The organism is Porphyrobacter sp. THAI-01a (assembly GCF_056868655.1).
Genome location: NZ_CP180579.1, coordinates 2,654,647 through 2,677,549, shown reverse-complemented (window position 1 = coordinate 2,677,549; position 22,903 = coordinate 2,654,647). Strand labels below are relative to the sequence as shown.

At 67.8% G+C, this 22,903-nt stretch carries 28 protein-coding genes; 16 read left to right on the top strand and 12 right to left on the bottom strand.

Annotated features, from left to right (window positions below):
- Nucleotides 1–37: 37 nt before the first annotated feature.
- The 6 genes from ACMX37_RS12795 to ACMX37_RS12770 all read right to left on the bottom strand — a co-directional run bounded on the left by ACMX37_RS12795 (nucleotide 38) and on the right by ACMX37_RS12770 (nucleotide 6,692).
- A complete protein-coding gene (locus ACMX37_RS12795) occupies nucleotides 38–361 on the bottom strand; it encodes a hypothetical protein (protein ID WP_483146291.1) in 324 nt (107 codons plus the stop codon).
- 111 nt (nucleotides 362–472) lie between these two features.
- Nucleotides 473–1,309 (bottom strand): 2,3,4,5-tetrahydropyridine-2,6-dicarboxylate N-succinyltransferase, encoded by an 837-nt coding sequence (gene dapD, locus ACMX37_RS12790; RefSeq protein ID WP_483146290.1) that lies wholly within the window; start codon nucleotides 1,307–1,309, stop codon nucleotides 473–475.
- 174 nt (nucleotides 1,310–1,483) lie between these two features.
- The gene (locus ACMX37_RS12785) at nucleotides 1,484–2,566 is read right to left on the bottom strand and encodes a phosphotransferase family protein (RefSeq protein ID WP_483146289.1); all 1,083 of its coding nucleotides are present in this window, start codon (nucleotides 2,564–2,566) and stop codon (nucleotides 1,484–1,486) included.
- Nucleotides 2,566–3,654 (bottom strand): Zn-dependent alcohol dehydrogenase, encoded by a 1,089-nt coding sequence (locus ACMX37_RS12780; protein ID WP_088913422.1) that lies wholly within the window; start codon nucleotides 3,652–3,654, stop codon nucleotides 2,566–2,568. The genes ACMX37_RS12785 and ACMX37_RS12780 overlap by 1 nt, the downstream gene beginning before the upstream one ends.
- A 118-nt stretch (nucleotides 3,655–3,772) precedes the next feature.
- On the bottom strand, nucleotides 3,773–5,107 hold the full coding sequence (locus ACMX37_RS12775) for an acyl-CoA dehydrogenase family protein (protein ID WP_088913423.1): 1,335 nt from the start codon (nucleotides 5,105–5,107) through the stop codon (nucleotides 3,773–3,775).
- A 91-nt stretch (nucleotides 5,108–5,198) separates the two neighbouring features.
- Nucleotides 5,199–6,692 carry an MFS transporter gene (locus ACMX37_RS12770; RefSeq protein ID WP_483146288.1) on the bottom strand — a complete coding sequence of 498 codons (1,494 nt, stop codon included), beginning with the start codon at nucleotides 6,690–6,692 and terminating at the stop codon, nucleotides 5,199–5,201.
- A 200-nt stretch (nucleotides 6,693–6,892) separates the two neighbouring features.
- Between ACMX37_RS12770 and ACMX37_RS12765 the strand changes: the two genes are divergently transcribed.
- The 3 genes from ACMX37_RS12765 (at nucleotide 6,893) to ACMX37_RS12755 (ending at nucleotide 10,189) form a co-directional block, all read left to right on the top strand.
- Nucleotides 6,893–8,086, top strand: a complete 1,194-nt coding sequence (locus ACMX37_RS12765) for an acyl-CoA dehydrogenase family protein (RefSeq protein ID WP_483146287.1) — start codon at nucleotides 6,893–6,895, stop codon at nucleotides 8,084–8,086.
- A gap of 150 nt (nucleotides 8,087–8,236) precedes the next feature.
- Nucleotides 8,237–9,376, top strand: a complete 1,140-nt coding sequence (locus tag ACMX37_RS12760) for an acyl-CoA dehydrogenase family protein (RefSeq protein ID WP_483146286.1) — start codon at nucleotides 8,237–8,239, stop codon at nucleotides 9,374–9,376.
- A gap of 3 nt (nucleotides 9,377–9,379) precedes the next feature.
- Complete coding sequence (locus tag ACMX37_RS12755; RefSeq protein WP_483146285.1) at nucleotides 9,380–10,189, top strand: SDR family oxidoreductase; 810 nt, start codon at nucleotides 9,380–9,382, stop codon at nucleotides 10,187–10,189.
- 17 nt (nucleotides 10,190–10,206) lie between these two features.
- On the opposite strand, the gene ACMX37_RS12750 is transcribed toward ACMX37_RS12755, so the two are convergent.
- The 4 genes from ACMX37_RS12750 to ACMX37_RS12735 form a co-directional block, all read right to left on the bottom strand.
- Nucleotides 10,207–11,109 carry a hypothetical protein gene (locus tag ACMX37_RS12750; RefSeq protein WP_483146284.1) on the bottom strand — a complete coding sequence of 301 codons (903 nt, stop codon included), beginning with the start codon at nucleotides 11,107–11,109 and terminating at the stop codon, nucleotides 10,207–10,209.
- 103 nt (nucleotides 11,110–11,212) lie between these two features.
- Entirely contained in the window at nucleotides 11,213–11,863 is a 651-nt protein-coding gene (gmk, locus tag ACMX37_RS12745) for a guanylate kinase (protein ID WP_483146283.1), read from the bottom strand.
- 42 nt (nucleotides 11,864–11,905) lie between these two features.
- A complete protein-coding gene (locus ACMX37_RS12740; protein WP_483146282.1) occupies nucleotides 11,906–12,322 on the bottom strand; it encodes a hypothetical protein in 417 nt (138 codons plus the stop codon).
- Nucleotides 12,323–12,328: 6 nt separating this feature from the next.
- A complete protein-coding gene (locus tag ACMX37_RS12735; RefSeq protein ID WP_088913431.1) occupies nucleotides 12,329–12,808 on the bottom strand; it encodes an SspB family protein in 480 nt (159 codons plus the stop codon).
- A 136-nt stretch (nucleotides 12,809–12,944) separates the two neighbouring features.
- Between ACMX37_RS12735 and hisB the strand changes: the two genes are divergently transcribed.
- The 12 genes from hisB to pal all read left to right on the top strand — a co-directional run bounded on the left by hisB (nucleotide 12,945) and on the right by pal (nucleotide 21,086).
- On the top strand, nucleotides 12,945–13,553 hold the full coding sequence (hisB, locus tag ACMX37_RS12730; protein ID WP_483146281.1) for an imidazoleglycerol-phosphate dehydratase HisB: 609 nt from the start codon (nucleotides 12,945–12,947) through the stop codon (nucleotides 13,551–13,553).
- Nucleotides 13,546–14,172, top strand: a complete 627-nt coding sequence (gene hisH / locus ACMX37_RS12725; RefSeq protein WP_483146280.1) for an imidazole glycerol phosphate synthase subunit HisH — start codon at nucleotides 13,546–13,548, stop codon at nucleotides 14,170–14,172. The genes hisB and hisH overlap by 8 nt, the downstream gene beginning before the upstream one ends.
- The gene (gene hisA, locus ACMX37_RS12720) at nucleotides 14,169–14,900 is read left to right on the top strand and encodes a 1-(5-phosphoribosyl)-5-[(5-phosphoribosylamino)methylideneamino]imidazole-4-carboxamide isomerase (RefSeq protein ID WP_483146279.1); all 732 of its coding nucleotides are present in this window, start codon (nucleotides 14,169–14,171) and stop codon (nucleotides 14,898–14,900) included. The genes hisH and hisA overlap by 4 nt, the downstream gene beginning before the upstream one ends.
- Nucleotides 14,897–15,658, top strand: a complete 762-nt coding sequence (hisF, locus tag ACMX37_RS12715; protein WP_483146278.1) for an imidazole glycerol phosphate synthase subunit HisF — start codon at nucleotides 14,897–14,899, stop codon at nucleotides 15,656–15,658. Before hisA ends, hisF begins: the two co-directional genes overlap by 4 nt.
- Nucleotides 15,659–15,777: 119 nt before the next feature.
- The gene (locus tag ACMX37_RS12710; RefSeq protein ID WP_483146277.1) at nucleotides 15,778–16,095 is read left to right on the top strand and encodes a phosphoribosyl-ATP diphosphatase; all 318 of its coding nucleotides are present in this window, start codon (nucleotides 15,778–15,780) and stop codon (nucleotides 16,093–16,095) included.
- Nucleotides 16,095–16,475 (top strand): histidine triad nucleotide-binding protein, encoded by a 381-nt coding sequence (locus ACMX37_RS12705; protein ID WP_483146276.1) that lies wholly within the window; start codon nucleotides 16,095–16,097, stop codon nucleotides 16,473–16,475. The genes ACMX37_RS12710 and ACMX37_RS12705 overlap by 1 nt, the downstream gene beginning before the upstream one ends.
- 94 nt (nucleotides 16,476–16,569) lie before the next feature.
- Nucleotides 16,570–17,019: a YbgC/FadM family acyl-CoA thioesterase gene (locus ACMX37_RS12700; RefSeq protein ID WP_483146275.1), complete on the top strand. Its 450-nt coding sequence runs from the start codon at nucleotides 16,570–16,572 to the stop codon at nucleotides 17,017–17,019.
- Nucleotides 17,020–17,023: 4 nt separating this feature from the next.
- The gene (gene tolQ / locus ACMX37_RS12695; RefSeq protein ID WP_483146274.1) at nucleotides 17,024–17,731 is read left to right on the top strand and encodes a protein TolQ; all 708 of its coding nucleotides are present in this window, start codon (nucleotides 17,024–17,026) and stop codon (nucleotides 17,729–17,731) included.
- Complete coding sequence (locus tag ACMX37_RS12690) at nucleotides 17,731–18,174, top strand: ExbD/TolR family protein (protein WP_483146273.1); 444 nt, start codon at nucleotides 17,731–17,733, stop codon at nucleotides 18,172–18,174. The genes tolQ and ACMX37_RS12690 overlap by 1 nt, the downstream gene beginning before the upstream one ends.
- Nucleotides 18,175–18,187: 13 nt before the next feature.
- A complete protein-coding gene (locus tag ACMX37_RS12685; RefSeq protein WP_483146272.1) occupies nucleotides 18,188–19,090 on the top strand; it encodes an energy transducer TonB in 903 nt (300 codons plus the stop codon).
- A gap of 1 nt (nucleotide 19,091) precedes the next feature.
- Nucleotides 19,092–20,492, top strand: a complete 1,401-nt coding sequence (tolB, locus tag ACMX37_RS12680; protein ID WP_088913441.1) for a Tol-Pal system beta propeller repeat protein TolB — start codon at nucleotides 19,092–19,094, stop codon at nucleotides 20,490–20,492.
- Nucleotides 20,493–20,570: 78 nt separating this feature from the next.
- Nucleotides 20,571–21,086, top strand: coding sequence for a peptidoglycan-associated lipoprotein Pal (gene pal, locus ACMX37_RS12675; RefSeq protein ID WP_483146271.1), 516 nt, complete (start codon nucleotides 20,571–20,573; stop codon nucleotides 21,084–21,086).
- Nucleotides 21,087–21,090: 4 nt separating this feature from the next.
- Here the strand turns inward: pal and ACMX37_RS12670 are convergent, their stop codons facing one another.
- Nucleotides 21,091–21,240 (bottom strand): hypothetical protein, encoded by a 150-nt coding sequence (locus tag ACMX37_RS12670; RefSeq protein WP_483146270.1) that lies wholly within the window; start codon nucleotides 21,238–21,240, stop codon nucleotides 21,091–21,093.
- Nucleotides 21,241–21,377: 137 nt separating this feature from the next.
- Between ACMX37_RS12670 and ACMX37_RS12665 the strand changes: the two genes are divergently transcribed.
- On the top strand, nucleotides 21,378–21,911 hold the full coding sequence (locus tag ACMX37_RS12665; RefSeq protein WP_088913443.1) for a J domain-containing protein: 534 nt from the start codon (nucleotides 21,378–21,380) through the stop codon (nucleotides 21,909–21,911).
- A 116-nt stretch (nucleotides 21,912–22,027) separates the two neighbouring features.
- On the opposite strand, the gene ACMX37_RS12660 is transcribed toward ACMX37_RS12665, so the two are convergent.
- Nucleotides 22,028–22,864, bottom strand: coding sequence for an SDR family NAD(P)-dependent oxidoreductase (locus ACMX37_RS12660; protein ID WP_483146269.1), 837 nt, complete (start codon nucleotides 22,862–22,864; stop codon nucleotides 22,028–22,030).
- Between the last annotated feature and the right edge of the window lie 39 nt (nucleotides 22,865–22,903).

Here is a 22,903-nt window from a genome sequence, read left to right as displayed (position 1 = left end):
ACGTCAATCAAAGCAGGAGGAGCGGAATGGTTCCCCGTCAGTCGGTGCCCGGTCCCGTGCCGGTCGGAGTGGCGGCGGGGCTTTGGGCGGGCTCGGTGGTCCCGGGGGCGATGAGATCGGCCTGCTCGGCGAGGTCTTCCTCGCCCTGCGCCTGTTCGCGCGCGGCCTCGATGCGGCCGGTGCTGGTGCCTTCGCTTTCCACCGGGCCCTCGGTCAGCGCGCCCGTCACCCAGATGACGGTCAGCGCGGCGATCGCGAGGGTGAGGCTGATCAGCAGCACCCAGCGCACGACGCCCTCGTTGCTGCCGCCCTTGGCATCGGTCTCGTCGATGCGGGTTGCGCGGCGGTCTGGTCGGGGCATGGGCGTCTCCTGCTCGGGTAAGGGCAGGGCACTACGCGCGCGCGCGCACCGGAGTTCACCGGCGAGGGACAAGGCGGGGTGCAAACGCGCCGGAGCGATCCGGCTGGCGCCTCAGTCGCGCAGCAGCTCGTTGATGCCGGTCTTGGAGCGGGTCTGGGCGTCGACCGTCTTGACGATCACCGCGCAGTAGAGGCTCGGCCCCATGGTGCCGTCGGGCAGGGGCTTGCCGGGCATCGAGCCGGGCACGACCACGGCATAGGGCGGCACTTCGCCCATGTGGACTTCGCCCGTGGCGCGGTCGACGATCTTGGTCGAGGCGCCGAGATAGACGCCCATCGAGAGCACCGCGCCCTCGCCCACGCGCACGCCCTCGGCCACCTCAGCGCGCGCGCCGATGAAGGCGTTGTCGCCGATGATCACGGGTTCGGCCTGGAGCGGTTCGAGCACGCCGCCGATCCCCGCTCCGCCCGAGATGTGGACGTTGGCACCGATCTGCGCGCAGGAGCCGACCGTCGCCCAGGTGTCGATCATGGTGTTCTCGCCGACATAGGCGCCGATGTTGACGAAGCTCGGCATCAGCACCACGCCCTTGGAGATATGCGCCCCGCGCCGCACCACCGCGCCCGGAACCACGCGGAAGCCCGCGTCCTTGAAGCGGTTCTCGCCCCAGCCGGCGAACTTCAGCGGCACCTTGTCATAGGCCGGTGCCCCGGCCGCGCCGCCTTCCATCACGCGGTTGTCGTTGAGCCGGAAGCTCAGGAGCACCGCCTTCTTGAGCCACTGGTTGACCTGCCAGCCGCCGTTGCCGTCGGGCTGGGCGACGCGCGCCTCGCCGCAATCGAGCAGGGCCAGCGCATCGGCGACCGCATGGCGCACCTCGTGCCCCGGGGTGATCTCGGCGCGGTTCTCCCACGCGGCTTCGATGGCGGCGATCAGGTCGTCATGCATGGGCGGTCTCCAAGAAACATCACCGACCCCGTTCGTCCTGAGCTTGTCGAAGGACTGTCCTTCTTCTTCACCGGTGCAGGAAGGGAAGTGCAGCCCTTCGACAAGCTCAGGGCGAACGGAAGTGGGAATGCATTGCGGGCCGCTTAGCCTTGAGGCCGAAACTCGGCAAGCGGCTTACGCGGGCATCCCAGCCGCCAATGCGAACTGGTAGGCCCGTTCCGCCAGCGGGCGGACCCGGTCGCTCATCGCCTTGGCGTGGGCGCTGGAGGCGGTGCCGTCGATCACCCGCTTCTTGATGCCCTGCATGATCCCGGCGAGGCGGAACAGGTTGTAGGCGAAATACCAGTCCATCGGCGGCACCGGATAGCCGGTGCGCGCAACGTAGCGTTCGACCGCCTCCTCCTGGGAGGGGATGCCGAGCGCCTCGAGATCCAGCCCCAGCAGCCCCGCGCGGCCATCGGCGGGGTTGTGCCAGTTGAGCATGAGGTAGCTGAAGTCCGCGATCGGATCGCCCAGCGTCGAGAGCTCCCAGTCGAGCACCGCGATGATGCGGGGTTCGGTCTTGTGGAAGATCACGTTGTCGAGCCGGTAGTCGCCGTGCACCACGCTCGATGCGTTCTGCGGCGGGATGGTCTGCGGCAGCCATTCGATCAGCCGCTCCATCTCGGGCATGTGCTCGGTTTCGGAGAGCTTGTACTGCTTGGTCCAGCGGGTGATCTGGCGGGCGCAGTAATCGGTGGGCTTGCCGTAATCGCCCATGCCGATCTGGTCGGGCTTGTTGAGGTGGAGATCGGCCATCGTGTCGATCAGCGCGTGGTATATCGCGCGGCGTTCCTCCGTCTCCATGCCGGGGAGCGCGCCGTTCCAGAGGCTCCGCCCGTCGGCCATGCTCATCACGAAGAACTTCGATCCGATCACCTCCACATCCTCGCACAGTCCATAGGTGCGCGGGACGGGGAAGCCGGTGGGGTAGAGCCCGGTCATCGCCGCATATTCGCGGTCGACCGCGTGGGCGCTGGGCAGCAGCTTGCCGAAGGGCTGGCGGCGCAGCACGTAGGAGGCGCCCGGGGTGTCGATCCGGTAGGTCGGGTTCGACTGGCCGCCCTTGAACTTGGTGTAGCTGATCGGGCCTTCGAAGCCCTCGACATTGGCCTCGAACCAGCGGGTCAGCGAAGCAAGGTCGAGCGCGTCCTTCTCGGTCACTTCGACCGTGCCGACCATTTCCTTGTCGAAATCGATCTGGGGAGCGTCTGTCATCAGTCGAACACCACCACCGTGCGCGCGGAATGGCCGGCGCGCATCGTGTTGAAGCCTTCGTTCACCGCCTCGAGCGGGATGCGCTCGGCGATGATCGTGTCGAGATCGAGGAGACCGCGCAGGTAGAAGTCGACAAGGCGCGGCAGATCGACGGGGAAGTGGTTCATCCCCATCAGCGCGCCCATCAGCTTCTTGCCGCCGAGGAGGTCGAAAGCGGACAGTCCGACCTTGCAGTCCAGCGGCATCATGCCGAGGATCACCGCCGTCCCGCCGCGCCGGAGCGAGGCCACGGCGAGGTCGGCCGAGGCTTGCCGCCCGACCGCCTCGATCCCCCAGTCCACCCCGCCGTTCGAGATGGCGATGATCTGCTTGGCCGCATCATCGGCCAGCGCATCGACCGTGTGGGTCGCGCCCAGCACCTTGGCGAGCTCGCGCTTTTCGGGGAGCGGATCGGCGGCGATGATCTTGCCCGCGCCGGCGATCTTGGCGGCGTTCACCACCGCGAGGCCCACCCCACCGCAGCCGACCACCAGCACCGTCTCTCCGGGCGTGACCTTGCAGGCGTTGAAGATCGTCCCCGCGCCGGTCGTCACCGCGCAGCCGAGCAGGGCTGCGCGGTCGAAGGGCATGTCCTTGTCGATAGCGACGCAGGCGTGCTCGTGGATCAGCATCTGCTCGGACAGGGCCGAGAGGTTGAGCATCTGGTTGACCGGCGACCCGTCGGCAAAGGCGATGCGCGAGGCATCGCCCTTCTGCCGCCGGGTGTCGCCGCCGAGGCACAGCGCCATGCGGCCGGTGACGCAGAACTCGCAATGCCCGCAGAAGGCCGAGAGGCAGGAGACGACGTGGTCGCCGGGCTTGACCGTGCGCACCTCGGAGCCGACCGCACGCACCACGCCCGCCGCCTCGTGCCCCGGAATGCAGGGCAGGGCGTGGGGGTAGTGCCCGTCGATGAAGTGCAGGTCCGAATGGCACAGGCCGCAGGCCTTGGTGTCGATCAGGACCTCGTGCGGGCCGGGTTCGGCATAGGTCACTTCGGCGATGCGAAGGCCCTGGCCGGGTGCTTCGAGAATGGCGGCTTTTGCCACAAGCAAACTCCGTTCGCCCTGAGCCTGTCGAAGGGCCGTTCTTCCTTCGCTGCTCAGGTTCAAAAAGAAAAACGGTGCTTCGACAAGCTCAGCACGAACGGCAGTTTTTTCGAGGTGCTTACCGCGCCACGCCCATGTCGCCCGAGCTGAAGCTCTGCGGCTCAGCGGCCCGCCCGTGGTCGCCGCGCAGGGCGTTGGCGGTGGGGCCGGGGCGGGGTGCGTGCTTGGCGAACTCCATGTGCGCGATCGAGCGGGCGTGGACCTCGTCCGGCCCGTCGGCAAGGCGCAGGGTGCGCTGGTTGGCGTAGCTCTTGGCGAGGCCGTAGTCCTCCGACACGCCGCCGCCGCCATGCGCCTGGATCGCGTCGTCGATGATGCGCAGCGCCATGTTCGGCGCCTGCACCTTGATCATCGCGATTTCCTGCTTGGCCGCCTTGTTGCCGACCTTGTCCATCATGTCGGCGGCCTTGAGGCACAGGAGGCGGGTCATCTCGATGTCGATGCGGGCGCGCGCGACGCGCTCTTCCCACACCGAGTGCTTGTAGACCGGCTTGCCGAAGGCCTCGCGCTCCTGGAGGCGGCGGCACATTTTCTCCAGCGCCTCTTCCGCCGCGCCGATGGTGCGCATGCAGTGGTGAATGCGGCCCGGCCCGAGGCGCCCCTGCGCGATCTCGAAGCCGCGCCCTTCGCCCAGCAGCATGTTGGTGACCGGGACGCGCACGTCCTTCATCTCGACTTCCATGTGGCCGTGCGGGGCATCGTCATAACCGAACACCGGCAGGTGGCGGATGATGTTCACGCCGGGGGTGTCGATCGGCATCAGCACCATCGACTGCTGGGCGTGGCGCTGGGCGTTGAAGTCGGTCTTGCCCATGACGATCGCGACCTTGCAGCGCGGATCGCCGAGGCCCGACGACCACCACTTGCGCCCGTTGATCACGTAGTGGTCGCCGTCGCGCTCGATGCGGGTCTCGATGTTCGTCGCGTCCGAGGAAGCAGTGTAGGGCTCGGTCATCAGGAAGGCCGAACGGATCTCGCCGTTCATCAGCGGGCGGAGCCATTCTTCCTTCTGCTCGCGGGTGCCGTAGCGGTGGAACACCTCCATGTTGCCGGTGTCGGGCGCGGAGCAGTTGAAGACTTCCGAGGCCCAGCCGATGCGGCCCATCTCCTCGGCGCACAGCGCATATTCGAGGTTGGTGAGGCCCGGCCCGTCGAATTCGAAGGTGTCGTCGACATGGTGGTGGCTGTCGTTGCGGGGCGGCATGAAGAGGTTCCAGATGCCCGCTTCCTTGGCTAGCTTCTTCTTGTCCTCGATGATCTGGATCACCTTCCAGCGGTCGCCTTCAAGGTCCTGCTGCTTGTAGGTGTCCATGTTCGGCCGCACATGCGTCTCGATGAAGTCGCGCACGCGGTTGCGCCAGTAGACCTGGCGTTCGGTGGGTTCGAAATCCATGCGGAGGTTCCTCTCTCGTCCTTAAATGCAATCGAATCTGGTTTCACCGTGGCAGAGGCTTCGCGAGCCGCCAAGCTCTCTTTTATGCGCGTCACGCGCCGATCGAATGGCCCTCCGGATCGGCGCGGGCGGCCTCGTCGAGCGGGCTGGCGGAGGCCCCGGTGCGGCGGTGCGCCAGCCTTTCGAGCCGCGCCTCGTGCTCGGTCCGGCTGATCGGGAAGCGCGCGAGCCAGAAGGCCGCGACCAGCGACAGAACCACGCCCGCAGCGGCAAATCCGAGCACGAGACGGGTGAGCACGTCCCCAGTCACCTCGGCCGGAGAGGCGTTGCCGGGAAGCTGCGAGAAGGCGATGATCTGCCCGGTAAGGAAAATGCCGAGGCCGGTGGCGCATTTCTGGATCAGCCAGTTGCCCGAATAGAACGCCGCCTCGGCGCGGCGGTGCGTGCGTTCCTCGAAGGCCTCGACGATCTCGGCGATCATCGAGGTCGCCGACACCATCGAGACTACCCCGAGCGTGTTGCCGAACATGAGGCAGGTGAAAAAGCCGATGGTCGAGGCGTAGCTGCCCACCTCCGGCCATGCGCCGGCCAGGAACAGCGCGTAGGGCACGAAGCCGACCGCCGCCCCCGCCACCGCCGTTATGGCAGCGGTGTGCGCCTTGCCGAAGCGGCGGTGCAGCGGGCCGATGACCATGAACATCAGCACCACCGAGGCGAACAGCACGAAGGGGTAGAGCACCAGCTGCTCGCGCGTCAGCCGCCAGACGAACAGGTTGAGGTAGTTCGAGATAGAGAACAGCAGGCCCTGGTTCACATAGGCGGCGACCGCGCCCGCCGCGAGGATCAGGAAGCCGCGTTCGGAGAAAGCCTCGACGATCTCGGAGAAGGCGACCTTCAGCGAGAAGGGCGGCGGCTTGTGGTCGGGCAGGCGCGCCAGCAGCCGGTGCTGCCCTGCCGCCGAGCCGATCACCGAGACCGCCATCACGCACGCGCCGAAGACCCCGAAGGCGAAATAGCCGTCACGGTCGAGCATGCCCTCGGCCCCCGGCATGAACACGGTATAGGCCAGCACCATCATGCCGAGCCCGCCGATCCATGCGGCCAGCGCGCGGTAGCGGAACAGCGTGGTGCGCTCGTCGTAGTCGCGGGTGATCTCGGGCACGAGGCTGATCGAGGGCACCTCGCAGGCCGAAAGCAGCAGGCGCACCACGATCGCGATGCCGACGAGACCGAGGAAACTCGGCTCCGCGCCCGCAGGCGGGCTCCACATCAGGGCCCAGGCCAGCGCGAGCGGGACGGGGGCGGCGTAGAGCCACGGCAGGCGCCGGCCCCATGCGGTGTAGGTGCGGTCGGAAAGGTTGCCGATCAGCGGATCGACCAGCGCGTCGACCAGCAGCGCGATCAGCAGCGCGAGGCTGACCAGCCCCGCGTCCATCCCCAGCACCTGATTGTAGTAGATCAGCAGGAAGAACGAAAAGCCGTTGTCCTTGACCCCGAAGGCGATGGCGCCCGCGCCGTGCACCAGCCGGAGACGCAGCGGCAATGGGCCATGCGCCGCCGTCACGAGGCGCTGCTCCGCGAGCACGCCGCCAGACCGAATCCGGTCAATCTCTCTCTCCCTTTTTCGGTTTCGAACCTAGACCGATTGGCCGGTCCGTCAATCCGCGCGCGCCTGACGCTACGGCATCGCGCCCGACGCCGGGGCCTCGCGAAGGACGCTTGCAGGGGCGTGCAAATTGCTCCTAACGTAAGCGTCAAGCGAGAGACGAGAGAGGAGAGTCGGTCATGGCCGATCTTGAACAATTCCGCACCGAAACCCGCGCCTGGCTGGAGGCGAACTGCCCGCCCGAAATGCGCGAGCCGGTGCGCGGCGAGGAGGATATCTTCTGGGGCGGCCGCAACGCCACCTTCAAGAACGACGCCCAGAAGGCATGGCTCGAGGCGTGCATCGCCAAGGGCTACACCGTGCCGATGTGGCCCAAGGAATATGGCGGCGCGGGGCTTTCGGCGCCCGAGGCCAAGGTGCTGCGCGAGGAAATGGGCCGCATCAATGCCCGCCCGCCGCTCAGCTCCTTCGGCATCTGGATGCTCGGCCCGGCGCTGCTGCACTTCGGCACCGAGGGGCAGAAGCAGCGGTTCCTCAACGAGATCGCCCGCGGCGAAATCCGCTGGTGCCAGGGCTATTCTGAGCCGGGCTCGGGCAGCGACCTCGTCAGCTTGCAGACCTACGGCGAGGACAAGGGCGATCACTGGGTCGTCAACGGCCAGAAGATCTGGACCTCCTATGCCGACCACGCCGACTGGATCTTCTGCCTTGTCCGCACCGACAAGGAGAACAAGTATGGCGGCATCACCTTCATGCTGTTCGACATGGCATCCGAAGGCGTCACCACGAAGCCGATCAAGCTGATCAGCGGCTCCTCGCCCTTCTGCGAAACCTTCTTCGACAACGTGAAGGTGCCCAAGTCCTATGGCGATGACGTGCCGGCCTACGTGGGCACGATCAACCGCGGCTGGGACGTCGCCAAGTATCTGCTCGGCCACGAGCGCGAGATGATCTCCGGCGCGGACGGCGGCGAGCGGGCGGCGGCGATCGGGGCGATGATGAAGCGCCATGCGGCCAAGCTCGGCGATGATCTCGACCCCGTGCTGCGCGCCGAACTCGCCAACTTCGATGTCGATGCGCTGGCCTATGCCGCGATGGGCGAGAAGTTCCTCGACGAGATCAAGGTCGGCAAGGCGCACCCCGCCCAGCCCAACATGATGAAGTATGCCGGGACCGAGCTGAACAAGCGCCGCCACGAGCTGATGATGGCGGTCGGCGGCTCGCGCAGCCTCGAGTGGGAAAGCGAGGCGACCGAAGGCGGCAAGCCGTCGAAAAGCTGGCTGCGCACCAAGGCCAACTCGATCGAAGGCGGCACCAGCGAGGTGATGCTCAACGTCATCGCCAAGCGCATCCTCGACCTGCCGGGGGCTTGATCCATCAATCTCCCCTCCCGCTTGCGGGAGGGGTCGGGGGTGGGAACGCGCGGCCGCTCGCAGGCCCACCCCGCTGCGACTAGCCAGCAAGCTGGCAAGTCTCGCTACCCCTCCCGCAGGCGGGAGGGAGGAATCTGGAGAGGGAAAAGAATGCCCCTGTATCACAACGAAGATCAGGCGATGCTCGCCGACACCGCACGCGGTTTCATGGCCGAGGAAGGCAACATCGCCAAGCAGCTGCGCCACTGGCGCGACCGCAACTGCAAGGACGGCTTCGGCCACGGCTTGTGGAAGCAGATGGCCGAGATGGGCTTCACCGGGATGCTGGTGGAGGAAGCCGACGGCGGCCTCGGCATGGGCCATGTCGAGGCGGGAATCGTGCTCGAGGAAATCGGCCGCAACCTTACGCCCTCGCCCTTCCTCACGTCGTCGGTGCTGGCCGCGACAGCGTTGAAGCATGGCTCAGACGATCTCAAGGGCCGCTACTTGCCCGGCCTGATCGCGGGAGACAGCGTGTTTGCCGTCGCCATCGACGAGACCGCCAAGCACCGTCCCTCGCGTATCACCACGCGCGCCGAGAAGTCGGGCAACGGTTTCCGCCTCAACGGTGCCAAGACCTTCGTCATCCACGGCGGCAGCGCCGACATGGTCGTGGTCGCGGCGCGCACCTCGGGCGGTGACGAAGATGCGGACGGCATCACGCTGTTCGCCGTGCCGAAGGACGTTGCCGGGTTGTTGCACGATCATGTGCGGCTCGTTGACAGTTCGATGGCCACTCATATGCGCCTCGACGGGGTCGAACTGGACGGCGATGCGGTGATCGGCGAGATCGACGGCGGGCGCGCGGTGCTCGATGCCATGCTCCTCGCCGGCCGCGTCGGCGCGGCTGCGGAGGGCGTGGGCGTCGCGCGCGGCGCGATGGACATGACGGTCGATTACCTCAAGCAGCGCAAGCAGTTCGGCAAGCTCATCGGCGAGTTCCAAGCGCTCCAGCACCGCGCAAGCCACCTCTATTCGGAGGTCGAGATCGCCCGCGCCGCGACCATCAAGGCGCAGCAGTTGCTCGACGGCGGTTCGGCCCATGCCGACCTCATGGCGAGCGTCGCCAAGGCCAAAGTCGCCAAGGCCGCCCGCCTCGCGGTGCAGGAGGGCGTGCAGATGCACGGCGGCATCGGCATGACCGACGAATACGACATCGGCCTCTACATGAAGCGCGACCGCGCCTTGGCCGAATTCCTGGGCGATGCCCATTTCCACGCCAACCGCGTGGCCGAATTGAGTGGGTATTAAGACATGGACATTCAATCGCTTTTCAGCCTCGAAGGCCGCATTGCCCTCGTCACCGGCGGGTCGCGCGGGATCGGCAAGATGTTCGTCGAGGGCCTGCTCGCGGCGGGCTGCGCACGGGTCTATATCTCGGCGCGCAAGATCGAGCAGATGCAGGCGACCATCGACGAATTCGGCGCCGACAAGGTCATCGGCATCCCCGCCGACCTCAGCCAGATGGACGGCATGGTGGCGCTGGCGAACGAGCTGAAGGCGCGCGAAACGCACCTCGACATCCTCATCAACAACGCGGGCGCGGCCTGGGGCCAGCCCTATCTCGAATTCTCCGAAGCCGGCTGGCACCGGACGATGGACCTCAACGTCAAGACCCCGTTCTTCCTGACCCAGAAGCTCCACGACCTGCTGGTCGAAGGCGGAAAGCAGGGGCGCCCCGCCAAGGTGATCCACGTCTCCTCGATCGATGGGCAGCGGATCAACCCGTGGGAGACCTATGCCTACCAGGCCTCGAAGGCCGGCGTGATCCAGCTCACCCGCCGCATGGCCGCGCGGCTGATCCAGGACAACATCGTCGTCACTTCGATCGCGCCGGGCGCCTTCCCGTCGGAGATGAACAAGGCCGCCAAGGACGCGCCCGACGCTTCGGCGAGCGGCATCCCCGCCAAGCGCATCGGCACGGCCGAGGACATGGCGGCGGCCGCGATCTACCTGTGCAGCCGCGCGGGAGATTATGTGGTCGGCGAGACGCTGACGGTCGACGGCGGGGTGGTGAACGCCCACCTGCCGAGCCACTTCGCCGATCCCGGCGGCAAGCACTGATCCGGGCGGCGCGCGCGTCAGGCGCGCGCCAGCATCAGGCTCCAGGTGGTGCACAGGTCCTCGGCGCTCTTGCCGCGGAACCGCTCGGGGAGGCTTTCCTTCTCCAGCGATTGCAACGCGCCCTGTGCCACATGGACCTGCGTGTCGGCGACGCGGAACCCTGCATCGGCCAGCAGCGCGACGTAGTCGGAATGGCGCAGCCGGTTGGTGTAGTCCTGCGGGTTGATGCACAGCATCTTCCAGCCGAGTTCGGAATAGCGCAGGAAATCGACGAGCGAGAGGTCGGCATCGTAGCCGCGGCGGTGATCGCTGTTGTCGATGCCGTTGCAGAACAGCCCGCCCTTGCCCAGCCGCGCGCGGACCAGCGCGAAGATCTCAGCCAGCGCGGCGGGCGGGATGTGTTCGAGCACGGTGTGGCTGTAGGCGATATCGATCCCGCCCTTCAGCGTCGTGCGGTCGAGCGGGACGACATAGGCAAGGCCGAGCGCATCCAGCATCGTATCGAGCCCGCCCTCGAGCGGCACGTCAAGGACCGTGTCGAAGCGCCAAGGCTCGATCCCGGCCTCCTCCACCAGCCGGTCCTGCCGCGCCCTCAGGAAGGCGACCGCCGCCTCGACCGACCGCGGGTGGAGCAGGTGGTGCTGGTCCGAGAGGATCACCTCGCGCGCGCCGGCGAGGCGGTAGATCAGCGGCGCGACCGGGATCCAGCCGCTGCCGATCTCCAGCACGCGCGCCCCGGCGATCCTGCCGCCGGCCCTGCGGATCATGGCGAGCTGTTCGATGATCCCGTCGAGCACCAGATCGTGATGCTGGCCGGGCACCGGCGGGCTGATCGTGTGCTTGAGCTTGCGCAGCTGCGTCTGGAAGGGAACGCAGGCCTTGATAGCATTCGCTGCGATGCGGGTCTGCCAGCCGGCCATATGATGATCCCCCTGTCCGTTATAGCGCGTGAGCCGCAAGGGCTTACCCGCTGACGCGAGGGTCGCCCGAACCTGGGTGCCTGACCCAGGTTGGGAGGCGGCGTCAGGCCATCAGCCCGCGCACGAACGGGATGAGCCCGGTCTGCCGCTGGCGCTTCATCCGCTCGGCCTCGAGGATCGCGCGGACCTTGTCGAAGCACAGGTGGATGTGGTCGTTGATGATGACGTAGTCGTAGCCGTCCCAGTGGCTGATCTCGGCCCGCGCGCGTTCCATGCGGGCGGCGATGACCTCGGCGCTGTCGGTCGCGCGGCCCTTGAGGCGGCGGTGGAGCTCGTCGATCGAGGGGGGCAGGATGAACACCCGGACCACGTCCTGCTGGTCCTTCTGGTAGAGCTGCTGGGTGCCCTGCCAGTCGATGTCGAACAGGAAGTCCTGGCCTTCCTTCAGCGCGGCGCGGATGATCCCCTTGGGCGTGCCGTAGCGGTGTCCGAAGACGTGCGCCCATTCGTAGAAATCGTCCTCCTCGACCATCCTGTCGAAGGTCTCGTCGGTGACGAAGTGGTAATGCACCCCGTCGACCTCGCCCGGGCGCGGCGGACGGGTGGTGGCCGAGACCGACAGCTTGATCTCGGGATCCTCCTTCAGCAGCATCCGCGACAGCGTGGTCTTGCCCGCGCCCGAGGGCGAGGACAGGATGAACATCAGGCCCCGTCGCTGGAGCGTGTCGGCAGGATCATGTGAGGAGTCGCCCATAGGCCCCGTTGCACCAACCGGACGGGCGAAATCAAGGGGTGGTCAGGATTCGCTGCCCGGCCGTGTCTTCGCGCGGCGCTTGGCCTCGAGCCGCTTGCCGCGGTCGTAGAAGACCTTGGCCGCAAGTCCGCCCGCCACCACCGCCAGCCCGAGCGGCGAGCGGCGGGCGAGGCGGCTCGCCCCGTAGAGCGCGAGGCTGGTCGCCACGCTGCGCCCGTCGACCAGCTTCTCGGCCTTGGCGGTATCGTAGCTCCTGACCAGCAGGCCCTTTTCCAGCCGGTCACGCAGCAGCCCGCCCGCGGCGCGCAGGACGATGTCGGCGATGATGAGGTTGGTGCCCGCAACGGGGCTTGGCAGCGGCACGCCGCCGGGGCCGGGAGCGGGACTGTCGCCGGAGCCCGCTACGGGAGCTTCGGCCTTGCCGCGCCTGCCCGCCTTCGCCCGCTTGCCCCCCGCCATGGCGGCCTATTTCTTGCGCCCGAAATCGATGCTGACGACGTTCGAGCCGTCCGGGTCGGTGTCGGGTCCGTCGTTCTCGGCATCCTCGTGCGCTTCCGGCTCGAGCTCCTCGACCGCGGCCTGGAACTGGAGGCCGAAATCGACCGCGGGATCGACGAAGGCGGTGATCGCGGCGAAGGGGATCGTGAGCTTGGCCGGCACCTGGTTGAAGGTGAGGCTGACCGAGAAGCTCTGCGGCAGCACCTCGAGATCCCAGAACTTGTTCTGGAGCACGATCGTCATCTCGTCGGGGAAGCGTTCGCGCAGGTGCGGCGGGATGCTGACCCCCGGCGCGCCGGTCTTGAAGGTGATGTAGAAGTGGTGCGCGCCCGGCAGCGTGCCGCCGCCGCTGACGATCGAACCGAGCACCCGGCCGACCACGGCGCGCAGGGCTTCCTGCACGATTTCGTCGTAGGGGATCAGGCTGTCGGGCGTGTCGCTGTTCATGGCTGACCGGATTCGTGGCGCGGCGCGGGGCCTTGGTCAAGGGGCTTTGAATTGAAATGTCTCGCCGGATTGACAGTCCGCCGGGCGATGCGGCCCACGCTTGTCTTGCGCCCCAAGCGGACTATAGCGCCGGTTCATGGCCAGCATCCCCGCCCGCACCGGATCGGTGAACCGCAACACCACCGAAACCAGAATCGCCATTGCCGTCGATCTCGACGGGACCGGCGCCTATGACGTGTCGACCGGCATCGGCTTTCTCGATCACATGGTCGAACAGTTCAGCCGCCATTCGCTGATCGACGTGACGATGAAGGTCGAGGGCGACCTCCATGTCGACCAGCACCACACCACCGAGGATTCGGCGATCGCGCTGGGGCAGGCGATCGCGCAGGCGCTGGGCGACAAGGCTGGGATCGGGCGGTATGGCGCGGCCTATTCGCCGATGGACGAGACCCTTTCGCGGGTGGCGCTCGACATCTCGGGGCGGCCCTACCTCGTGTGGAAGGCGAAGTTCACGCAGGAACGCCTGGGCGAATGGGACACCGAGCTGATCGAGCACTGGTTCCATTCCGTGTCGCAGGCCGCCGGCATCACGCTCCACATGGAGCTGCTCTACGGCACCAACAACCACCACATCTGCGAGAGCCTCTACAAGGGCTTCGCCCGCGCCATGCGGCAGGCGGTCGAGCGCGATCCGAGGAAGGGCGGGGCGATCCCCAGCACCAAGGGGCAGCTCGGTGGCTGAGGTTGTCGCGCTGATCGATTACGGCGCGGGCAATCTGCATTCGGTTCACAATGCGCTGAAGGCGGCGGGGGCAGAGGTCACCGTCACCGCCGATCCCTATGTGGTGCGCGCGGCGGACCGGATCGTGCTGCCCGGCGTCGGCAGCTTCAGGGCCTGTGCCCAGGGGTTGAACGCCATTCCCGGCATGGTCGAGGCGATGAAGGAGCGCGTCCATGTCGGCGGGGCACCGTTCCTCGGCATCTGCGTGGGGATGCAATTGCTGGCCGAACGCGGCCTTGAACATGGCGAGACGCCGGGCCTCGGCTGGATTGCGGGCGAGGTGCGGCTGATCGAGCCGAGCGACCCTGCGATAAAGGTCCCGCACATGGGCTGGAACGATGTCGCCATGCTGCCCCATGCGAAGGACCATGAGGTGATCGAGGAGGGGGAGGCCTATTTCCTCCACTCCTACCACTTCGCCGCCGCCGATCCGCACCATATCGCCGCGATGACCGATCACGGCGAAGGGCTGGTGGCAGCGGTCGCCCGCGACAACATACTCGGCGTGCAGTTTCACCCGGAAAAGAGCCAGGCTTACGGCCTCGCGACGCTCCGGCGCTTTCTGGAGTGGTTCCCGTGATCATCTTCCCCGCCATCGACCTCAAGGGTGGCCAGGTCGTCCGTCTCGCCGAAGGCGACATGGACCGCGCCACCATTTACGGCGACGATCCCGCCGCGCAGGCGCTGATCTTTGCCGAGGCCGGGGCGGAGCATCTCCATGTTGTCGATCTGGACGGCAGCTTCGCGGGCGAGAGCCGCAACCGCGCGGCGGTGGAAGCCATCGTCGAAGCCTTCCCGGGCTATGTGCAACTCGGCGGCGGCATCCGCGATGCGGCGGCGGTCGAGGGGTGGTTCAACCTCGGCGTGGCGCGGGTGGTGATGGGCTCGGCGGCGCTCAAGAACCCCGAGTTCGTCAAGGACATGGCCCGCGAGTGGGAGAACGGCATCGTCGTCGCGGTCGACGCCAAGGACGGCATGGTCGCGACCGAGGGCTGGGCGGAGGTCTCCGACGTCCCCGTCACCGATCTCGCTCGCCGCTTCGAGGACGCGGGCGTTGCCTCGCTGCTGTTCACCGATATCGGCCGCGACGGGCTGCTGAAGGGCGTGAACATCGAGGCGACCGTCGATCTCGCCCGTCGCGTCGACATTCCGGTGATCGCCAGCGGCGGGGTGAAGGGCCTCGACGACATCCACATCCTCTCGCTCCACGCGCACGAGGGGATCGAGGGGGTGATTACCGGCCGCGCGCTCTACGAAGGGCGGCTCGATCTGGCGGCGGCGATTGCGATGGGGGCGCGCGCTGCATGACCGTCCGCATCCGCGTCATCCCCTGCCTCGACGTCGCCGAGGGCCGCGTGGTCAAGGGCGTCAATTTCGTCGACCTCAAGGACGCGGGCGATCCCGTGGAACAGGCGCGCGCCTATGACGAGGCTGGCGCGGACGAGCTGTGCTTCCTCGACATATCCGCCAGCCACGAAGGGCGCGGGACTCTGCTCGACATGGTGCGGCGCACGGCGGAGGTGTGCTTCATGCCGCTGACTGTCGGCGGCGGGGTGCGCTCGCCCGAGGACGCGCGCGCGCTGCTGCTGGCAGGGGCTGACAAGGTGGCGGTCAACTCGGCGGCCGTCGCCCGGCCCGAACTGGTGGGCGAGATCGCCGAGCGGTTCGGCAGCCAGTGCGTCGTGGCCAGCGTCGATGCGCGCCGCACCCCGCGCGGCAATTGGGAAATCTTCACCCACGGCGGCAGGAAGCCGACGGGTATCGATGCAGTCGAATATGCGATGAGGGTCGCAGGGCTCGGCGCGGGCGAATTGCTCGTCACCTCGATGGACGGGGACGGGACGCAGAAGGGTTACGACCTCGCCCTCACCCGCGAAATCGCCGATGCCGTCAGCGTGCCGGTGATCGCGAGTGGGGGGGTGGGGAGCCTCGAACACCTCGTGGACGGGGTGACGAAGGGCCACGCCAGCGCGGTCCTCGCCGCCTCGATCTTCCACTTCGGCCACCACACCATCGCGGAGGCCCACGCGGCGCTGCGGGCGGCGGGACTTCCGGCACGCGGTTGAAACTTCGTCATTGCGGGCGTAGCGAAGCAATCCATGGACCGACCGTGCTGGTTGCGGAAAGGTCCGATCATGGATTGCCGCGTCGCCTGCGGCTCCTCGCAATGACGAGAAAGAGCCACGTGTCCGAAACCCTAGCCCGCCTCGAAGCGACCATCGCCCAGCGCCTCACCGCCTCGCCGGAGGAAAGCTACGTGGCGAAGCTTCACCACAAGGGCCTCGCCAAGATCGCGCAGAAGCTCGGCGAGGAAGCGACCGAGGCGGTGATCGCCGCGCTCGCCGGTGACGAGGCCGAACTGGTGGGGGAGGCGGCGGACGTGCTGTTCCACCTCATGGTGCTGCTCGCCGAGAAGGGCGTCAGGCTGGAGCAGGTTCTGGCCGAACTCGACCGGCGCGAGGGGCTGTCCGGCCTCGCCGAAAAAGCATCACGGAGCGAATAATGCCGATCGACCCGACCCTGCCCTATGACGACGCCAACATCTTCGCGAGGATCCTGCGCGGGGAAATCCCGTCCAAGAAGGTCTACGAGGACGATTGGGCCTATGCCTTCGAGGACATCAACCCGCAGGCTGAGGTGCACACGCTGGTGATCCCGAAGGGGCGCTACGTCAGCTGGGACGACTTCTCCGCCAAGGCCTCGGACGCCGAGATCGCGGGCTTCGTGCGCGCGGTGGGGGAAGTGGCGCGACGCAAGGGCCTTGTCGAACCGGGCTACCGCCTCCTCGCCAATATCGGCCGCCACGGCGGGCAGGAGGTGCCGCACCTCCATGTCCACATCTTCGGCGGCGAGCCGCTGGGGCCGATGATCGCGCGCCGTTGAGGGTGCCCTCGCTTCGGCGCTGGCCCGGCACCGTTCATCGGAGCTTCAGCCGTGGAAGGCTTTTGACCCGGATGATGATTGCGAGCCTCACCCCATGATATCGCCCCCTCTCCCCGGCGGCGTGCTCGACGGCCCACGGCATCTTTACGCGGTGCGGGTGTATTACGAGGACACCGATCTGTCGGGCATCACCTACCACGCCAACTACCTGCGCTGGTTCGAGCGTGCGCGCAGCGATCTCCTGCGGCTGCTCGGCATCGACCAACGCGCGGCGATCGAGGCGGGGGAAGGTGCCTACGCCGTTTCGGAAGTGAACCTCAGATACCTGCGCCCCGCGAGGCTCGACGACGATGTTGTGATCGAGACGCGCTGCACCGAACTTGGCGCGGCATCGTGCCGGATGCACCAGATTGCACGGCGCGATGACGAAATATTATGCGAGGCAAGTTTGCGTGTCGGCTTCATCACGCTAGATGGTCGCCCGCGCCGCCAGCCGGCCGAATGGCGCGCCGCCTTCTCGACCTTCATGACCAAGGACACCTGACCCCGTGACGTTTGCCCTGCTCGCCGCTGCCGCCCCTGCTGCCGCCCCGACCCGGCTCGACCCGGTCGAACTGTTCCTCCAGGCCGACATCATCGTGCAAGGCGTGATGGTCGGGCTGATCCTTGCCAGCATCTGGGTGTGGATGATCATCGTCTCCTTTTCCCTGCGCATCGGCGGCCTGTCCAAGAAGTCGGCCGAATACGAAGCGGAATTCTGGGACCAGCGCGACCGCGAGGCGCTGCTGACCAAGCAGGTGAGGAAGGAAGTCCCCGCCGCCCGGGTCGCCGCCGCCGGGCTCGACGAATGGCGAAAGTCGACCGCCAAGCAGCCGGTCGACCGCGCCGCCACCCGCGAGCGGATCGCCGCCGCAATGGACAGCCAGATCGCGGAAGAAGCCGACGAACTCGCCGGGCGGCTCAATTTCCTCGCCACGGTCGGCTCGGTCGCACCTTTCGTCGGCCTGTTCGGCACGGTGTGGGGGATCATGAACTCCTTCTTCCAGATCGGTGCGCAGCAGAGCGCCAGCCTTGCCGTGGTCGCCCCCGGCATCGCCGAGGCGCTGTTCGCGACCGCGATCGGCCTGTTCGCCGCGATCCCCGCGGTGATCGCCTATAATCGCTTCGGCGGATCGGTGGACCGCTACGAGGCGGGGCTCCAGCGGTTCGCCGACAGGCTCCACACCGGCCTCAGCCGCGAGCTGGACCGCGCCTGATGGGCATGGGCGTCTCCTCCTCGCGCGGGCGCAAGGGCAAGCGCACCCGCCGCGCCGCGATGGCCGAGATCAACGTCACCCCGCTGGTCGACGTGATGCTGGTGCTGCTGATCATCTTCATGGTGACGGTGACGCTCCCCGCGGTCGGCGTGCCTGTCGACCTGCCCGAAAGCCGCGCCGCCCCGGTCGAGGAGCAGCCGGACCAGATCACCATCTCGATCGACCGGCAGGGCACGATCTATATCGAGGAGGATGCCGTTCCTGCTGGCGGGCTGCCCGCCGCGCTCGAGGCGCTGGATCGCGGGGGCGAGCCGCCGCTGATCGTGCTGCGCGGTGATCGCAGCCTCGATTACGGCAGGGTAATGCAGGTGATGGGCGAACTCGGCAGGGCGGGCTTCACCTCGATCTCGCTGGTCACCGAGGGTTCAGTTTCGGCTCCATAACGCGAGGGAGGTGATGGGAGAGCTTGCGCTTCGCAACGACGAGAAGGTCGGTCTGGCCGCCGCAGTGCTGCTGCACGCGGCGCTGGTCGGCGTGCTCGCGTTGCAGACGGTGCGCAACGAGGTCTCCGTCTTTCCCGAGCGGATGACGGTGAGCCTTGCGACCGAAGTGGGGTTGGAGGCTGCCTCCCCCGATCCGGTCGCGGAGAGCAGGGCCTCGATCGCCCCGACCCTCGCCGACAATCCCGCGCCCGCGCCGCCGGCGCCCGCACCGGCAGCCGAGCGTGTGCCCTCGCCGCCGCCGCCGCGCCCGCAGCCGAGCGTTGCGCCGCGCCCCGCGCCGACCCCGCCGCCGCGCCCGCAGGCGACAGCTGCCCCGCGGCCCTCGCCCTCCCCGACGCAGGCCCCGCCCGCGCGTGACCGGTCGCGGCCGGACCGGACAGCCGCAGCGCAGCCCGCCGCCCGGACCCCGGCCTCGCGGCCCGCCACCAGCCCGGCACAGGCCGCTCCGAAAAGCGGCGGAAGCCGGATCGGGGACGACTTTCTGGAAGGCCGCGGCTCATCCACGACCACCAACGAAACCCGCGCGCCTGCCGCCGCCTTCGGGCGGGCCGAAAGGGCGGCACTGTCGAGCGCAATCACCCGCGCGCTGCGCCCGCACTGGACTGCGCCCTCGGGTCTCGATGCCGAACAGCTGATCTCGACCGTCAGCTGGGAGCTCAATCCGGACGGCACCCTGCGCGGCACCCCGCGCTGCCGCACCGATCCGGGCAGCATCACCGAAAGCAACCGCCCGCAGGCGGGCCTGCATTGCGAGCGCGCGATCCGCGCCGTGCAGCGGGCTGCGCCGTTCGACCTCCCCGACCAGTTCTACGACCGCTGGAAAGCGCTCGAATGGCAATTCGACCGAAGGCTGTGACATGACCAAGAAGCTCCTCCTGCTCCTTTCCGCCGCTCTGTTCGCCGCCCCGCCTGCCGCCGCGCAGGACCTCGGTGCCCCGATCCCGCAGGACCAGCGCGTCGAGCGCGTCACGATCGAGGGAGAGGACGATGGCCCGCTGCGCGGCACCGTCACCGACGAGAGCGCGTGGTCGGACATCGGCATCGCCATCCCCGCCTTCGCCACCGACCGCGAACGCGCCACCCCCGCCAACGAGGCCGGCACGGGTGCGCTGGGACGGGAGATCGCGCGGGTCATCACCGCCAACCTCAGGAACAACGGGTTGTTCAAGCCGGTCGGCCCCGACAGCCTGCCCCAGCCGACCTTCCCCCAGATCACCGCGCCGGCCTTCTCCACCTGGAGCGGGCGCAGCGCCGAGATGCTCGTTCACGGCTATGTCCGCGCGCGGGATGATGGCCGGCTGGTGGTCGGCTGCTACCTCTATGACGTGGCGCTCCAGAACGAGCTGGTGCGCGAGGGCTGGGTGGTCGCGCCCGGCGACTGGCGGCGCGCGGCGCACAAGTGTTCCGACCTGATCTTCTCGCGCCTCACCGGCGAGAGCCCGTTCTTCGACAGCCGCATCGCCTACATCGCCGAGACCGGCCCCAAGGACCGGCGCGTGAAGCGCCTCGCGGTGATGGATTCGGACGGCGCGAACCACCGCTTCCTGACGCTCGGCAGCGCCACCGCGCTCACCCCGCGCTATTCGCCCGACTATTCGAAGATCCTCTATCTCAGCTACGTCGACGGCAACCCGCGCATCTATGTCTACGACATCGGCACCGGCAAGCAGACGCTGGTGACCGAGAACCGCAACCCCACCATCGCGCCGCGCTGGTCGCCGGACGGCAAGTTCATCCTCTATTCGATGGCAGTCGCGGGCAACACCGACATCTACCGCGTCCCCGCCACGGGCGGCGCGAGCGTGAAGCTGACGGACAATCCGGGGATCGACGTGGGCGGCTCCTACTCGCCCGACGGAACCAAGATCGTGTTCGAGAGCGACCGTTCGGGCAGCCAGCAGTGCTATGTCATGAACGCCGACGGCACCAACCAGAAGCGCATCAGCTTCTTCGGCGGGCGCTGCGCCACGCCCGAATGGAGCCCGCGCGGCGACCAGATCGCCTTCACCCGGATCGCGGGCGACTTCAACATCGCGGTGATGAACACCGGCGGCGGGGCGATGCGCGTGCTCACCCGCGGCTGGCAGGACGAGGCCCCCACATGGGCGCCCAACGGCCGCATCATCCAGTTCTTCCGCACCGAGAAGAACACCGGGCGCTCCGGCATCTGGCAGGTCGATCTCACCGGCCAGAACGAGCGCCGCCTGCCGACCCCGGTCGACGCTTCCGACCCGGCCTGGGGCCCGATCCGTCCCTGACCGGATGACCCTAATTTCGCCATGATCGTCCCGGAGACAGAGTTCACACTTCCCCCCAACAGTCTGAAAGGAAATACCATGAACCGGAAGATTGCGACCGCCGTGCTGATGGCCTCCGCCATCGGTCTTGCCGCATGCTCCAAGAAGCCCCCCCAGACGCTGCCGCCCGCGCCGGTCGAGACCGGGTCGGGCCAGACCGGGCCGCAGGTGCAGCCCACCGGCCCGCAGGTCGGCACGCAGGCGCACTTCGCCGCAGCGGTCGGTTCCTCGACCACGATCTATTTCGACACGGATCGCTACAACATCGATTCGCAGGATGCCGCCGCGCTCCAGGCGCAGGCACAGTATTTCGCGCGCTACCCGCAGGTGACCTTCACTATCGAGGGCCATGCCGACGAGCGCGGCACGCGCGAATACAACCTCGCGCTCGGCGAACGCCGCGCCAATGCCGCCAAGTCCTACCTTGTCAGCCTCGGCGTCGATGCGAACCGCATTTCGGTGGTGAGCTACGGCAAGGAACGCCCGGTGGCGCTGGGCTCTGACGAAAGCTCGTGGGCGCAGAACCGCCGCGCCGCCAGCGTCATCATCAACTGAGGTATCAGCTGCGCAGCGGGCCGGCGGAAAGTTCGGCCTGCTGCGCGGCGACCGGCGCGTCCATCCCGGCCAGGTCGCGCGCGCCGGTGACCAGGCACAGGCCTGCCAGTGCGAGGACGCAGAAGAGGCTGGAGAGGGTCAGTTGCTGGCTCATGATGCGCGGTCCTTTTGCAATGCAACATTTCACATTGCAACTTGTTCCTGCTTCTCACGCCTTCCCATTCACGGCCACTGCGCCTAGATTGAACGCGTGACCCAATCGACCAACGACATGACGCCCGGGGCCTCCCGGTGAGCCGCGCGCGCCGGTCGATGGACTGGGGTTTCCCGCGCTGGCGGGGCTATGGCTCCTCGCAGGAAGCCGCTCAGGTGCGCATCTGCGACCGGCACGGCTGCAACGAACCGGGCGATTGCCCGGCGCCCAAGGCCCCGAACAGCCGCGACCGGTGGTATTTCTGCCAGAAGCATGCCGCCGAATACAACGCGAAGTGGGACTACTTCGAGGGCCTCGAGGCGGCCGAGAAGGAAGAACGCGCCCGCGCCGAGCGCCGCGAGAACGCCGGCTATGCCGAGGCCGCGCATTACGGCTGGGCAGGCTCGGGCGACGGCTCGCGCTCGGCCGACGAGATGCGCGCGCTCGAGGTGCTGGGGCTGGAGGCGGATGCAGACTTCAACGCGATCAAGAAGGCCTACCGCGCCCGCGCCAAGGAAGTGCACCCCGACGTGAAGCCGGGCGATGCCGAGGCCGCGCGGCAGTTCCAGCTGATCCAGACCAGCTACGAGGTCCTGCGCGCCGCCGAGGAAAGGCGCGAGTGGCGGGGGTGAGAATCAACCCCGTTCGTGCTGAGCCTGTCGAAGCACCGCACTTTTCTTCGTGACCGAATCTCAAAGAAGAAGAACAAGGCTTCGACAAGCTCAGCCCGAACGGAGTTGGGGCTGCCTCAGTCCGTAGGCCCCGCGAAGCCCTTGCCCTTGCTGTCGATCTGCGGATCGGGATTGTCGTTCCACCACGCGACATCGGTCCACGGGCGCACGTCGATCTCGTGGGTCCAGCAGTTCCGCGGCTGGTGGGCGAGGTGCCAGTAGGTCTCGGCCAGCGCTGCCGGATCGATGATCCCGTCGCGGCCCTTGCCCTGCTTGAAGGCCTCGTACTTGTCGCCCAGCAGCTTGCCGAGCGTGTCGGGGGCATCGACCGCGCCGTCGACCACCACGTGCGCCACGTGCACGCCCTTGGGCGCGAACTCGGCGTTGAGGGTCTGGCACAGCATCCGCCGCCCGCCCATCGCCGCGGCATGGCTGTGCTGTCCGGCATTGCCGCGCACCGCCGCGGTCGCCGAGGTCACGATGAGGGTGCCGTGCGGCCCGCCATCCTTCGCCCGCTCGACCATCCGGGGCAGCAGTGCATGGGCGAGACGGAACACCCCGTAGGTGCCGAGCCGCCAGCCGAGTTCGAAGATGCGGTGCGGGGTCTGGTCGAGCGCGCGGTTCCCGATCTGCGCGCCGAGATTGTAGAGCGCGGCGCGGATCGGGCCGATCTCGGCCTCGGTGCGCGCCACCAGTTCCTCGATGCTGCCGTCCTCGGCGGCGTTGAGGAGAGTGCCGCTGGCCGAACCGCCCGCCGCCTCGATCTCGGCGACCATGCGCGCGAGGCCCGCCTCGTCCGATCTGCGGGCGAGCACCGCGTGATAGCCCCCGGCCGCAAAGCGCAGCGCGGCATTGCCCCCGATCCCGGCCCCTGCGCCGATCACGAGGAACACGGGCTTGCGGCTGTCTGTCATGGTTGGTCTCCCTCCGCCGTGACACTGGCGCACCGCCGG

What these genes read in the sequence shown, in the direction of transcription:
- ACMX37_RS12795 (WP_483146291.1), bottom strand. Translation starts at nt 361, where the DNA reads ATGCCCCGACCAGACCGCCGCGCAACCCGCATCGACGAGACCGATGCC.
- dapD (WP_483146290.1), bottom strand. Translation starts at nt 1,309, where the DNA reads ATGCATGACGACCTGATCGCCGCCATCGAAGCCGCGTGGGAGAACCGC.
- ACMX37_RS12785 (WP_483146289.1), bottom strand. Translation starts at nt 2,566, where the DNA reads ATGACAGACGCTCCCCAGATCGATTTCGACAAGGAAATGGTCGGCACG.
- ACMX37_RS12775 (WP_088913423.1), bottom strand. Translation starts at nt 5,107, where the DNA reads ATGGATTTCGAACCCACCGAACGCCAGGTCTACTGGCGCAACCGCGTG.
- ACMX37_RS12765 (WP_483146287.1), top strand. Translation starts at nt 6,893, where the DNA reads ATGGCCGATCTTGAACAATTCCGCACCGAAACCCGCGCCTGGCTGGAG.
- ACMX37_RS12760 (WP_483146286.1), top strand. Translation starts at nt 8,237, where the DNA reads ATGCCCCTGTATCACAACGAAGATCAGGCGATGCTCGCCGACACCGCA.
- ACMX37_RS12755 (WP_483146285.1), top strand. Translation starts at nt 9,380, where the DNA reads ATGGACATTCAATCGCTTTTCAGCCTCGAAGGCCGCATTGCCCTCGTC.
- ACMX37_RS12750 (WP_483146284.1), bottom strand. Translation starts at nt 11,109, where the DNA reads ATGGCCGGCTGGCAGACCCGCATCGCAGCGAATGCTATCAAGGCCTGC.
- gmk (WP_483146283.1), bottom strand. Translation starts at nt 11,863, where the DNA reads ATGGGCGACTCCTCACATGATCCTGCCGACACGCTCCAGCGACGGGGC.
- ACMX37_RS12740 (WP_483146282.1), bottom strand. Translation starts at nt 12,322, where the DNA reads ATGGCGGGGGGCAAGCGGGCGAAGGCGGGCAGGCGCGGCAAGGCCGAA.
- ACMX37_RS12735 (WP_088913431.1), bottom strand. Translation starts at nt 12,808, where the DNA reads ATGAACAGCGACACGCCCGACAGCCTGATCCCCTACGACGAAATCGTG.
- hisB (WP_483146281.1), top strand. Translation starts at nt 12,945, where the DNA reads ATGGCCAGCATCCCCGCCCGCACCGGATCGGTGAACCGCAACACCACC.
- hisF (WP_483146278.1), top strand. Translation starts at nt 14,897, where the DNA reads ATGACCGTCCGCATCCGCGTCATCCCCTGCCTCGACGTCGCCGAGGGC.
- ACMX37_RS12705 (WP_483146276.1), top strand. Translation starts at nt 16,095, where the DNA reads ATGCCGATCGACCCGACCCTGCCCTATGACGACGCCAACATCTTCGCG.
- ACMX37_RS12700 (WP_483146275.1), top strand. Translation starts at nt 16,570, where the DNA reads ATGATATCGCCCCCTCTCCCCGGCGGCGTGCTCGACGGCCCACGGCAT.
- ACMX37_RS12690 (WP_483146273.1), top strand. Translation starts at nt 17,731, where the DNA reads ATGGGCATGGGCGTCTCCTCCTCGCGCGGGCGCAAGGGCAAGCGCACC.
- ACMX37_RS12685 (WP_483146272.1), top strand. Translation starts at nt 18,188, where the DNA reads ATGGGAGAGCTTGCGCTTCGCAACGACGAGAAGGTCGGTCTGGCCGCC.
- tolB (WP_088913441.1), top strand. Translation starts at nt 19,092, where the DNA reads ATGACCAAGAAGCTCCTCCTGCTCCTTTCCGCCGCTCTGTTCGCCGCC.
- pal (WP_483146271.1), top strand. Translation starts at nt 20,571, where the DNA reads ATGAACCGGAAGATTGCGACCGCCGTGCTGATGGCCTCCGCCATCGGT.
- ACMX37_RS12670 (WP_483146270.1), bottom strand. Translation starts at nt 21,240, where the DNA reads ATGAGCCAGCAACTGACCCTCTCCAGCCTCTTCTGCGTCCTCGCACTG.
- ACMX37_RS12660 (WP_483146269.1), bottom strand. Translation starts at nt 22,864, where the DNA reads ATGACAGACAGCCGCAAGCCCGTGTTCCTCGTGATCGGCGCAGGGGCC.